At 37.5% G+C, this 12,043-nt stretch carries 9 protein-coding genes; all 9 read left to right on the top strand.

Annotated elements, in window-relative coordinates; all coding sequences use genetic code 11:
- Positions 1-131 precede the first annotated feature (131 nt).
- The 9 genes from G504_RS0103185 (at position 132) to G504_RS0103145 (ending at position 11,992) form a co-directional block, all read left to right on the top strand.
- Entirely contained in the window at positions 132-1,526 is a 1,395-nt protein-coding gene (locus tag G504_RS0103185; protein WP_240473020.1) for an amidohydrolase family protein, read from the top strand.
- Between the two features lie 4 nt (positions 1,527-1,530).
- Positions 1,531-2,907, top strand: a complete 1,377-nt coding sequence (locus G504_RS0103180) for an amidohydrolase family protein (protein WP_019668691.1) — start codon at positions 1,531-1,533, stop codon at positions 2,905-2,907.
- Between the two features lie 134 nt (positions 2,908-3,041).
- Complete coding sequence (locus tag G504_RS0103175; RefSeq protein ID WP_019668690.1) at positions 3,042-3,809, top strand: CDP-alcohol phosphatidyltransferase family protein; 768 nt, start codon at positions 3,042-3,044, stop codon at positions 3,807-3,809.
- A 43-nt stretch (positions 3,810-3,852) separates the two neighbouring features.
- Positions 3,853-5,106 (top strand): metal-dependent hydrolase family protein, encoded by a 1,254-nt coding sequence (locus tag G504_RS0103170; protein ID WP_040443728.1) that lies wholly within the window; start codon positions 3,853-3,855, stop codon positions 5,104-5,106.
- Between the two features lie 262 nt (positions 5,107-5,368).
- Positions 5,369-7,315 (top strand): S9 family peptidase, encoded by a 1,947-nt coding sequence (locus G504_RS0103165; RefSeq protein WP_051089559.1) that lies wholly within the window; start codon positions 5,369-5,371, stop codon positions 7,313-7,315.
- Between the two features lie 124 nt (positions 7,316-7,439).
- Positions 7,440-8,126, top strand: a complete 687-nt coding sequence (locus G504_RS0103160) for a DUF2490 domain-containing protein (protein ID WP_019668687.1) — start codon at positions 7,440-7,442, stop codon at positions 8,124-8,126.
- 110 nt (positions 8,127-8,236) lie between these two features.
- Positions 8,237-9,451, top strand: coding sequence for a bifunctional alpha/beta hydrolase/OsmC family protein (locus G504_RS0103155; RefSeq protein WP_019668686.1), 1,215 nt, complete (start codon positions 8,237-8,239; stop codon positions 9,449-9,451).
- Positions 9,452-9,674: 223 nt separating this feature from the next.
- Positions 9,675-10,262 carry a superoxide dismutase family protein gene (locus tag G504_RS0103150; RefSeq protein WP_026348362.1) on the top strand — a complete coding sequence of 196 codons (588 nt, stop codon included), beginning with the start codon at positions 9,675-9,677 and terminating at the stop codon, positions 10,260-10,262.
- Between the two features lie 536 nt (positions 10,263-10,798).
- Complete coding sequence (locus G504_RS0103145; RefSeq protein ID WP_019668684.1) at positions 10,799-11,992, top strand: LETM1-related biofilm-associated protein; 1,194 nt, start codon at positions 10,799-10,801, stop codon at positions 11,990-11,992.
- The last annotated feature ends 51 nt before the right edge of the window (positions 11,993-12,043 follow it).

Genomic DNA, 12,043 nt, shown 5'->3' with positions numbered 1-12,043 from the left:
CTCTAAAAAATCGTAAATTTAAGTTCCTTACTGCTGTCAGATTATTAGACTGTTAGAAAATTACGTTCTTTGTAGGGAATTTGATCCTATTTTTTATGTCGCGTCTCCCAAAAAAATTATCCCTCTTCTTCTTGTCCTCTTTAATTCTGGCCGGATGTCAGCGGAATATAAAGGAAACCGTTGATATTATTATTCAAAATGGAAAGATAATTGATCTGGAAACCGGCCAAATTACGCAAAAGGATATTTATATTTCCAATGGTCGGATCAAAAACCTGGAGAACCCGGATAGCCCCCTCCTTTATAACGGAAATAAGCTTATAGATGCTGAAGGCAAGTATATAGTACCCGGATTTTGGGACAACCACGTACATTTCAGAGGTGGTAAAAACCTTATTTCAAACAACAGGAAATTTTTAAAACTATTTATTGCAAACGGAATAACAACTGTGAGAGATGCAGGCGGTGATCTCACACCAAGTGTATTGCAATGGAAAAAGAGTATCTCCGAAGGAAATTTAACAGGTCCCGAGATCTTTACTTCCGGTCCAAAAATTGATGGCCCTAATGCTACCTGGACCGGTTCTCTGGAAGTCGATAATGAATTGGATGTCCAAATAGCCCTCGATTCACTGATTTCTTTGAAAACTGATTTTGTTAAATTGTACGATAGCCGAATTAGCGGTGAATTATATCTGAAAACCATTGAAGAGGCCGAAAAAAGAGGCTTAATTACATCTGGCCATATGCCTTTTACAGTAAATTTGGATGAAACCATTGAAGCAGGAATAGATGCAATAGAGCATCTCTATTACGTTATGAAAGGTTGTTCATCTATGGAAGCAAATGTTACGAAACAACTTCAGGCCGAATCCATAGGATTTTGGGGAGCAATGCCTTTACTACTGGACAGCTATGAAGAAAGTACTGCAGAAAAGACATTTGCACTATTAAAAGCCAACAACGTTTACGTGGTGCCAACACTTTATATTGGTAAGGTTTTGAGTTATTTAGATGAAGCAGACCACAAGGAGGATACCTATTTAAAATATTTGGAAGAGGCCTTTATTAAAACCTATGAGGGTAGAATTAACGGAGCTCTTAGGGCCAGTGCCGAACGCAGAATAGAAAGGAAGAATTTAGATCATTTTTTTGGTGAATTGACTAACAATTTAAATAAGGCAGGTGTTGGTATCCTTGCAGGTTCAGACTGTGGTGCCTACAATTCCTATGTTTATCCTGGGATTTCTTTGCATAAAGAACTGAAGGCCCTGGTTAATGCGGGCATGTCTCCTTTGGAGGCGCTTAAAGCATCGGCATATAACGGTTCCAGGTTTTTAAAAAAAGACACAGACTATGGGTCAATAGCTGAAGGTAAAATTTCCGACCTTGTCTTATTGGCCGAAAATCCATTAGAGAATATCTCGAACACACAAAAGATTGATTTTGTAATAAAAGGAGATGCGGTTTATAACTCCGAAGAGTTGGGCATACTTCTAAAAGAAGCTGTAATAGAAAAAAATTAAACCCATGAAAAGACTATTTATTATTGGTGCTGTTTTATTCCTTATTTCCTGTAATCAGGCACAGGATAAAATAAGTGATACGGCTATTTTAATTTCCAATGTTACCATAATTGATGCAGTTACTGGGGATCTTATCCCCGACAGGCAAATCGTCATAGACTCAGGCAGGATCAAGAAAATTGTGGCCAGTATAGAAAATAACGAAGTTTATAAAACAGTGATAAACGGTCAAGGGAAATATGCGTTGCCCGGTCTGGCCGAAATGCATGCCCATATTCCTTCGCCCCCCACTTCTAAAGAAAGGACAGAAGAAATCCTTTTTCTTTATCTCTCCAACGGTATTACAACCATACGGGGAATGTTAGGTCATCCCTCTCATCTGGAGCTCCGAAAAGCAGCTGAAAAGGGAGAGCTGTTGAGCCCCCGGATTTTCACTTCAAGTCCTTCTTTAAATGGAAATTCTGTTACCACTGCCGAAGAAGCCAGGAACAAAGTAATATCCTATAAAAATGACGGCTATGACTTTTTAAAAATCCATCCTGGAATTAAACGCGATGTGTTTGACGAATTAGTTAAAACAGCCAATGAAGCAGGGATTACATTTTCAGGGCATGTACCTGTTGATGTTGGTATTGAACATGCCCTTAATAGTAAATATGCCTCAATAGACCATGTTGATGGTTTTTTAGAAGGTTTGGTGCCGGCTTCGGCAAATGTAGATCCAAATGATAATGGGTTTTTTGGCTACAATTTCACCAAACTGGCAGATACTGCCAAAATTGAGGCACTTGTTGAACTCTCTGAAAAGAATAAAGTCTGGATTGTACCTACCCAAAGCCTTTTTGAAAGATGGTTTGCTCCCGTAGATGGAGAGACACTGCTTCAACAGCCAGAAATGAAATACATGTCTGAAGCAACTTTATCAAATTGGAAAGTTCGTAAGGAAGCATCTACCGGTCCGGAAACGAATTTTGACAAAAAGCAGTGGGAAATCTTTATTGAGATAAGAAGAAAACTCATCTATTTGCTTAACAAAAAGGGACATGGATTACTTCTGGGTTCCGATGCGCCTCAGTTATTTAACGTTCCGGGATTTTCCATCCATCATGAAATAGAAGGAATGGCAGCATCAGGATTAACCCCAATAGAAATAATTAGGTCGGGAACAGTTAACCCGGCGCGATTTTTTGATATGGAAGATGTTTTCGGGCAATTAAAGGAAGGGATGGCCGCAGATATTTTACTTGTTAATTCCAATCCAATGGAAGACATAGGTGCCCTAAAAGACTTGACGGGTGTAATGGTCCGGGGTGTTTGGTTAAGCAAGGAAGATATTGATCAAAAACTACAAATAATTGCAAAAAGTGCTTCTGCCAAATAGATTCACAACCTGTGAGCAAATGACTAAGTTTTCCATTTGTAAATTTAATGTTACTTTTGTGTAAAGCCTTTACTGCATATTAAGCAAGCGTGTTGTCGTTATTAATATCTTCCGAAGTATCGGCTTAAAATGCGATGTCTAAATTACCAAAGGAATATCAATTTATAGACCTTTCAGATTATGGCAGACCCATTGCCAAAATCATTGCAAATTCTTTAAAAACCACAACTATTACCCCTATTCATGTCACCATAGGTTTTATAATTTCGGGCCTTCTCGGTATCTTATGTATCCTAAACCACTATTACTGGGCTGCAGCATTCTTTCTGGTATTAAAATCAATCCTGGATGCGGCAGACGGAGAATTAGCTCGGATTAAAAATCAGCCTTCCTACACCGGGAGATATTTGGATTCTGTTTCCGACATTATCCTAAACCTTCTGATTTTGGTTGCTATCTGGTACGTTACGGAAGGTTCAATCTGGTTTACTATCCTGGCATTTATAGGCATTCAGTTGCAGGGAACTCTTTATAACTATTATTATGTTATTCTAAGAAATAAATTCAATGGGGATACTACTAGCCGAATTTTTGAACATGACCCGCCAAAAGCTATGAAAGGAGAAAACCAGGAAACGGTGAATTTTCTTTTTAGGCTCTATAACCTCTTCTATGGAATGTTTGACCGCATAATTTATCGACTGGACCGAAATGCAGTTGATAGTCCAAATCTACCTAATTGGCTAATGACAGCCGTTTCTACTTTTGGACTTGGATTTCAGCTTTTACTCATAGGTATAATGTTCATGTTTCAACTGGACCACTATATCATTCCCTTTTTTATCGGTTATTCCTTCTTTATTTTTTTATTCATTAAAATTCGGAAGCTGTTAAACCGATAATTATATTTATTGATTAATACTATACCCCAATTAAGACATAAAAATGAAAAAACTATATTTCTTATTCTTTTTGCTATTAAGTACCGTAATGCAGAGTCAATCCCTATTAGTTCCCGATAGGGTATTTGATGGAGAAGCTTTATTTACCAATTGGATAGTCGTTGTGGATGGCAATGTTATTGCGTATGCCGGACCTCCTGATAAATGTCCTGTAAAAATTATAAAAGATACTATTTTACTTAAGGGGATGACACTTATGCCGGGGATAATAGAGGGGCATTCACATCTCCTGCTTCACCCTTATAATGAAACCAGCTGGAATGACCAGGTACTTAAAGAATCTTCTGCAGAACGAGCAATCCGAGGCGCGGTTTACGCGAAAAAATCACTATTGGCCGGAATTACCACGATGCGGGATCTGGGCGCTGAGGGAGCGGGCTATACCGATGTATATCTTAAAAAAACTATTGATGAAGGGATTATTCCCGGACCGCGTTTGCTTGTTGCGGGCCCGGCAATAGTAGCTACCGGAGCTTACGGTCCTAAAGGATTTCATGAAGGTGTTACCGTTCCGCTTGGAGCCGAAACGGTAAGTGGAATTGATGAGGCAATTAGAACAGTACGCAGGCAGATTGGTAATGGATCAGACTTCATTAAGGTCTATGCCGATTACAGGTGGAAAACCGGAGAGCCGGCGCAACCTACTTTTTTACTGAATGAACTAGAAGTAATGGTAGCCACGGCTGAAACCGCGGGAAGGTACGTCGTAGCCCATGCAAGCACCCCTGAGGGAATCCGACGGGCAGTTCTTGCAGGTGTGGAAACCATTGAGCACGGGGATTTTGGAACCTTGAAATCGTTTAATTTAATGAAAGAAAACAATGTTGCTTTTTGTCCTACGCTTGCTGCAGGGGAATCTGTTGCCCAATATGGTGGTTGGATAAAAGGTAAAGGCCCCGTGCCAAACAGAATTATCCAAAAAAAGGCTTCATTTAAGGAAGCTCTTCAATCTGGGGTTGAGATTATTTTTGGTGGCGATGTAGGTGTTTTCAGCCATGGTGAAAATTATCGGGAAATGGAATTAATGATCGAATATGGTATGACCCCATTAGCTGTATTAAAATCTGCAACTTCAATAAATGCCAGAGTATTCCATCTCGATGGCCTTGGGCAGATCAAAAAAGGCTTTTTAGCTGACGTCATCGCTGTTCAGGGCAACCCCATCGACGATATTTCGGCAATAAAATCCGTTAAGTTTGTAATGAAGGATGGAGAAATCTATGTAAGGGAGCCTTAATTCAACCACATTCATAAAGAGTATTAAAAAGAATTGAATTTAAAGAAAAGGACTTTTTAATATTTCTGAAATTGAGGTGCAAAATACCATTAACAAGCTATTAAGATTTGCAATGTAACTTTTTGGTATATTTAGCTGCTAATCCTAAGTGCCTTTCTTTAATTCCAGAATGTCAATTATTTCCGTTAATAAAAATTGATCATTCTTCTTTCTTTTTTAAGGTAATTATAATTTAACTATCAATCTTAAAACTATGGTAAATATGAAAAAACTGATCGTACTGCTAATCGCCGTTACTATTTGGAGTTGTAAACAGGAAAAAAACCAAACAAAACCAAACATTGCAGAAACTCTCGAGACATATACTATAAAACAAATGATGGATAATGAAAGTGTTTTTGGTGGTAGTTTTTCCCCGGATAAATCAAAATTATTAGTTACCAGCAACCGTTCAGGTATTTATAATATGTACACAGTTGCTTCATCAGGAGGAGATTTTGTCCCGGTTACTGCATCTGATAGCTCCTCTGTCTTTTCCATTTCCTATTTCCCGGAAGACGAACGTATGCTGTTTGAAATGGACAATAATGGTGATGAAATTTATCATATCTATCTAATGGATGGAGAAGGAACACACACTGACCTTACTCCTTATGAAGGTGCCAGATCGATTTTCTATGTATGGGCAGATGACAATAAAAGCTTTTTCTTTACCTCTAATAAAAGGGATAAGAGGTATATGGATCTTTATGAGATGGATTTAGAGAGTTTTAGTCCTACCCTGCTCTATCAAAACGATGAAGGATATGATATTGGTGGGATCTCACATGATAAAAAATATCTTCCCCTTAGTAAGGCCATAAACACTAATGATAGCGATATGTTTCTTTATAGCTTGGAGGATAAATCTGCAACAAAAATAAATCCAAATCAAAGTGCTAATAGTTATGAGGACTTTTCCAAAGATGGTTCATCGCTATATTATACGACAGACGATGGTGCGGAATTTGCTTACCTCATGAAATATAATATTGCCGATGGCTCCCGTGAAAAAGTCATGGAACGGAATTGGGATATTGTTGGAAGTTATTTTACTGAAAATGACACCTACCAGGTGACTTATATAAATGAAGATGCCAAAAATGTTATTGAAGTTAAAGATGTGGCTTCAGGTGAAAATATTGAACTACCCAAATTTGATAATACCAGTATTACCAATGTAGGTTTTTCGAAGGATGAAAAGACTATGAGGTTTTATGCCGGGGGTTCAAATACACCATCTAATTTATTTGTATATGATTTAGAAACGAAAGAGCAAAATCAACTTACAAACGTTTTAAACCCTGAAATTAAAGGTGAACATCTGGTTACAGCAGAAGTAATACGATTTAATTCTTTTGATGGGGTTGAAATACCAGCCATTTATTATAAACCGCATCAGGCTAATGCTGAAAACAAAGTACCAGCGCTGGTTTGGGTGCATGGTGGTCCCGGAGGACAGTCAAGACAAAATTTTAATTCCCTAGTGCAATATATGGTAAACCATGGCTATGCGATCCTTGCGGTGAACAACAGAGGGAGCAGCGGTTATGGAAAGACATTTTATCAGATGGACGATTTAAATCATGGGGATAAGGATTTAAAAGATTGTGTTGAGGGTAAAAACTGGCTTTCCCAACAAACAGAAATTGATGCATCTAAGATTGGTATCATAGGTGGCTCTTATGGCGGCTATATGACTATGGCTGCACTTACCTATACCCCTGATGAATTTGCAGTAGGAGTAAATTTATTCGGAGTTACCAACTGGATAAGAACACTGCGAAGTATTCCACCATGGTGGGAGTCCTTTAAAGATGCACTTTTTAAGGAATTGGGAGACCCCAATAGTGCTGATTCTGTTCGGCTTAGAAAAATTTCACCTTTATACCATACAGATAAGGTTACTAAACCCTTGATTGTTTTACAAGGCGCCCAGGACCCCAGGGTTTTGCAGGTAGAATCTGATGAAATTGTTGCAGGAGTTAGAAAAAATGGTGTTCCGGTAGAATACGTCTTATTTGAAGACGAAGGTCATGGCTTTGAAAAAAAGGAAAATCAGATTGAAGCATATAGTAAGATTCTGGAATTTTTAGATGTATATCTGAAGCAAGATAAAGGCACCCCTATAAATGATGGTGAAACAATGGAAATGAATTCCGGTTCTTAAACCCTGAATACTAGTGAATTAATTTATTTTAAATATTATAATTCAATATATAAGCTCGCTTTAATAATATTTTGACATTAAAGCGAGCTTGAAATTTATAGTTTTATTTAAAAGATATTTACAAATGAGAAAATTTGCGATTATTTTAATCCTTTTGGTCGTCTCCTTAAGCAAAGCGCAGGAAACAGGGGAAGACAAATTAGGTGCGTGGTATATGTACTTTGGTACTAATAAAATTTCAGAGCGCTTTAGCATTCATTCCGAAGCTCAGTTTCGCTATTATGAGACCACGAGTAATTTCAATCAATTATTGCTGCGAACTGGCCTTAATTACCATATTAATTCAGATGCAATAGCTACAATAGGTTATGGATACATTGATACCGATACTACATTTGAAGATATCCCGAACGAAAATAAATTGCTGGAAAACAGGATTTTTGAGCAATTTATCCTTAAAAATAAAGTTTGGAAACTTTTATTTGAACACCGATTCCGTTTCGAGCAACGGTTTTTAAGCTCAGGGTCATTTACGGATACCCAGCATAGAGCAAGGTATAGACTTCAAATAACCCTTCCACTTACAAAAACCCTTTTCCTCAACTTCTATGACGAGGTGTTTTTAAATCTTCAGGATGAAATCTTTGGCCAGAACAGGCTTTATGCCGCTCTTGGGATCAATGTTATCGAAAATTTAAGTTTTCAACTCGGGTATTTGAAGAATCATTTTAACACTTCAAATTTCGATCGTTTACAATTTGCTGTTTTTTATAACCCTGATTTACGCCGAAAAAATAGTAATATAAAATAACCATTCCATGCCTTTGCCGCTATTAAGGGTTACTTTCTGATTTTAAAGAGTTTCTGCCTGTAAGAAAGTATTGTATCTTTTATTCGACTACAAATTAATTAAATAGCGTTATGAGCCTACAAAAAGTAATTTTTTATAACAAGTCGGGACAGCAACTTGCCGGAAGGTTGGAGTTACCAGCAAATCAACTTCCACATAATTTTGTGCTATTTGCACATTGTTTTACCTGTAATAAAAACCTCCTGGCTATTAAAAATATAAGTAAGTCACTTACTTCCAACGGTTTTGGTGTTTTGCGTTTTGATTTCACCGGTCTGGGGGAAAGTGAAGGCGATTTTGCTGACACAAATTTCTCCGGAAATGTGGAAGATTTAGTAGCTGCAGCAGAGTATCTCCGCAAAACCTACAAAGCGCCGGGCCTTTTAATAGGGCACTCCCTTGGAGGGGCCGCAGCAATAATTGCTGCTTCGGAAATTACTTCTATAAAGGCTATAGCCACAATTGCCGCACCTTCAGACCCTGTACACGTAAAAAATTTATTACGAAGTAATATTGAAGAAATAAACTTAAAAGGGAAGGCTGTTGTTAATATAGGTGGACGGGATTTCACTATAAAAAAACAATTTCTGGAGGATCTGGAAAGAAAGACACTTCCGCAAATAGTTAAAGGGCTGCGCAAACCAATTTTGATAATGCATTCTCCGCAAGATCAGATTGTGGCTATTAAGAATGCCGAAGATATTTATGTTGCTGCGCATCACCCAAAGAGCTTTATCTCTTTAGACGGGGCTGATCACCTGCTTTCAAATAAAAAAGATTCAACCTACACGGGCAGCGTAATTTCAGGTTGGGCAAAACGTTACCTTGAAATTCCTCCGGATAAAAGAGTTAGTTCTGAACATCAGGTAGTGGCCAGCCTGGATTCCGAAGATGGATTTTCGACTTCAATGAAAGTGGGTAATCACTATATGATGGCTGATGAGCCGGAAGAATTTGGTGGTAATGATTTTGGACCTTCTCCATATGAACTGGTCTCGGCAGGCTTGTCTGCTTGTACTGCAATGACTATTCAGATGTATGTAAAACGAAAAGGCTGGGACTTGCAGAATGTTGAAGTACATACCTCATATAGCAAATCGCATGCGGAGGACTGCCAGGATTGCGAATCTCCGGGTACAAAAATTGACACTTTTCACAGAGAATTAAAGCTAACCGGAAGTATTGATGAGAAAAAGGTACAACGTATCCTGGAAATAGCAGATAAATGCCCTGTGCACAAAACCCTGCATAGTGAGACACAAGTTATTACGCACCTAAAAGGTTGAGACAAAGGAAATCTTATCTAATTACTCAAGGAAATAAGGCATTATTGAATATTTGCTAATGAGAATCTGAGGGTCCGGAAGGCACATTAAGGCATCCTTTTTACCGATATAGCAAGTGCCATTAAAACAGGTTCCGATCATATTTTACAAATCATTATAATTATTGTTTTGACTTACCAACGAATATTCCTTAACTTTCAAAATATCATAAAACATAAAAAAAATGAAGAGAATACAATTAATAGCACTAAGTATGGTTCTTGTGCTGGCCTATAACTGTAAAGATGCTAAAAAGGCCGAAAAAGAAGGCCAGTCTGCAACGGATGAACCCGTGCAACAAATTGCAGAGGAAGCAAATGTGGAAGTCATCCAATTTTCCATGGAACCCAAAAGCAACAGTAATGTGCAGGGTGAAGTTGTTTTTACAGAAGAAAACGGGACAGTGTCAATGAAAGCCACATTAAGCGGGCTTAGCGCAGGAGAACACGCAATTCATATCCATGAAAAGGCAGATTGTTCTTCAGATGATGGTACGTCCTCCGGAGGGCATTGGAATCCTACACATGAACCTCATGGAAAGTGGGGGGCAGACGAAGGGTATCATAAAGGCGACATCGGAAATTTCACTGCAGATGAAGATGGTAATGCAGTTGTAGAATTTAGCACGGACCAATGGTGTATTGGCTGTGAGGATGAAAATAAGAATATTTTGGGCAAAGCTGTTATTGTCCATCAGGGCTTTGATGATTTTACATCCCAACCCAGCGGGGCAGCAGGTGCGAGAGTAAGTTGTACCGGTATAATTGAATAAAAGCAGATAATTTTAACTAAAAAAGGCTGCCTGATAAGCAGCCTTTTTTAATGGTCTGTTATCCCTTGTCCAAAGAATTTCCAAATTTGCATTCCTGTTATTGATTCATGCCTCTACTTTGAGTTTTTCTCAAATAATAGTGGGCCATGAATATTTTATACAATAGAAATGACATAATAATAAACCAAACAGTAAAAATATAGTATTCCATAACGAGGTTGATTTGGGTTAAATTCTCGAAAACGTACTAATAAATAAACTCAGATTTCTGTAATACTTGGGGCATTGCAGAGATGCTCTGATAGCATTTGAACCTGAAATATAGGTATTTCATCTATATTTTGTTAAAAAAAACCCAAATATTCGATAAACGGAACACATCCAAACCTAAAAATTAAATCAAACAGACTACTCCGGAGCGTTTAAATTTAAGTTGATGAATTCAAAAAAGAGGCTATTTTGGGCAGTAAAATTAAAATCAACAAATGGTATGTCCTATATTTTGTTTTACTTTGAATGTTTAAAAGATTAAGCCAATGAACCCATCCGCATCTGGTTGGATTGATAAATTTGGGTACGATGTAAAAGATAATCTTGAAGTTTTTTCAGATTTCAGGGATCTATACGGGGGTCTTAAAACTTCTGGCTTTGTCTATGGTTTGAATATTAAGGTTCCGCGTTTTATAGTCCCTGAACACACCTTGTCTGAGGATGAAAAAGCAAAGATTAACCTGCTAACAGCCTTATTTTTTACATTTAAATTAGAACGCAGCAGTTCTGATTTTGATGATTTTCTTCAAACAATTTTCCAATTTTATAAGGAACTCAATATTAGTAACATTTCTTTTCTCAATAAAATCCTTGCAAGCAGTAAAACTTCCAATCAGCTTGAAAAGCTAATTGACTCCAGAGTTTACCTTGACGACAATGTATTTAGCAAAACCTTTAACAGGATAATCACAAACTCACTATTATTTATTGACGTTCTTACCTTCAAATATTATTTGAAAGGCGGAAAAAATTTAAGGGACTACGCACAAACCATTGAATACTTAACCATAAATGTCACCTCACATGCACTGAATTCTAAGGAGAAAAACAAAAAAGACGAACGTCTGGCTCAACTTTTTACGTCTTCAATGACATTTATTGATGGTGAAAAACAAAAATTTGATGGATCCTACAGAGATCAGATAATGAATAACCCGGCTATCTGGGAAAATCAATACTTTCTGGATGTAGCATGTCTTACAGTTTGGGAAGATAAAACACTTGAGTATAAGGAATCCGAATTTATCTTTGGCATAGGCAAAGATCTGGGTTTTGAGAAAAGTGAGATTTCCCGATCACTGGAAGAAATTACTTCCTTCTTTGAAAAAAACTCTTCAAATATTCCTTTTCTTGAAGACCCCAACATGGCAATTCAGTTTTATGACAGCATGGCAAAAGTGGTCAATAAACTAATTTTAAGAAATAGTAAAAGGCTTCAAAAAGAATTATCGGAGAGCAAAGAATTGATGCAGCTGCTATCCAAGTCTACCGTAAAAGACCTTAGTTCTGAAGAGAAGAAAAAAGTTCAGAATCAGCTAATAGACATTTTTAAAAGTATCCCGTCCCTGGCTATATTTTTATTACCCGGCGGGGCAGTTTTATTACCAATTTTTATTAAATTGATACCTAAATTACTTCCCTCTGCCTTTGATGACAACAGGGTAGGAAAAAAGTCCTGAAAAGCGCATAAAAAACAACTATAAGAAAAATCTATAGTTGCATCTAAGTTC

The sequence above is a fragment of the Eudoraea adriatica DSM 19308 genome (genome assembly GCF_000382125.1).
Taxonomy (GTDB): domain Bacteria; phylum Bacteroidota; class Bacteroidia; order Flavobacteriales; family Flavobacteriaceae; genus Eudoraea; species Eudoraea adriatica.
This window is presented reverse-complemented; position numbering and strand designations above follow the sequence as displayed.

What these genes read in the sequence shown, in the direction of transcription:
- G504_RS0103180 (WP_019668691.1), top strand. Translation starts at nt 1,531, where the DNA reads ATGAAAAGACTATTTATTATTGGTGCTGTTTTATTCCTTATTTCCTGT.
- G504_RS0103175 (WP_019668690.1), top strand. Translation starts at nt 3,042, where the DNA reads ATGTCTAAATTACCAAAGGAATATCAATTTATAGACCTTTCAGATTAT.
- G504_RS0103170 (WP_040443728.1), top strand. Translation starts at nt 3,853, where the DNA reads ATGAAAAAACTATATTTCTTATTCTTTTTGCTATTAAGTACCGTAATG.
- G504_RS0103165 (WP_051089559.1), top strand. Translation starts at nt 5,369, where the DNA reads ATGAAAAAACTGATCGTACTGCTAATCGCCGTTACTATTTGGAGTTGT.
- G504_RS0103160 (WP_019668687.1), top strand. Translation starts at nt 7,440, where the DNA reads ATGAGAAAATTTGCGATTATTTTAATCCTTTTGGTCGTCTCCTTAAGC.
- G504_RS0103155 (WP_019668686.1), top strand. Translation starts at nt 8,237, where the DNA reads ATGAGCCTACAAAAAGTAATTTTTTATAACAAGTCGGGACAGCAACTT.
- G504_RS0103150 (WP_026348362.1), top strand. Translation starts at nt 9,675, where the DNA reads ATGAAGAGAATACAATTAATAGCACTAAGTATGGTTCTTGTGCTGGCC.
- G504_RS0103145 (WP_019668684.1), top strand. Translation starts at nt 10,799, where the DNA reads ATGAACCCATCCGCATCTGGTTGGATTGATAAATTTGGGTACGATGTA.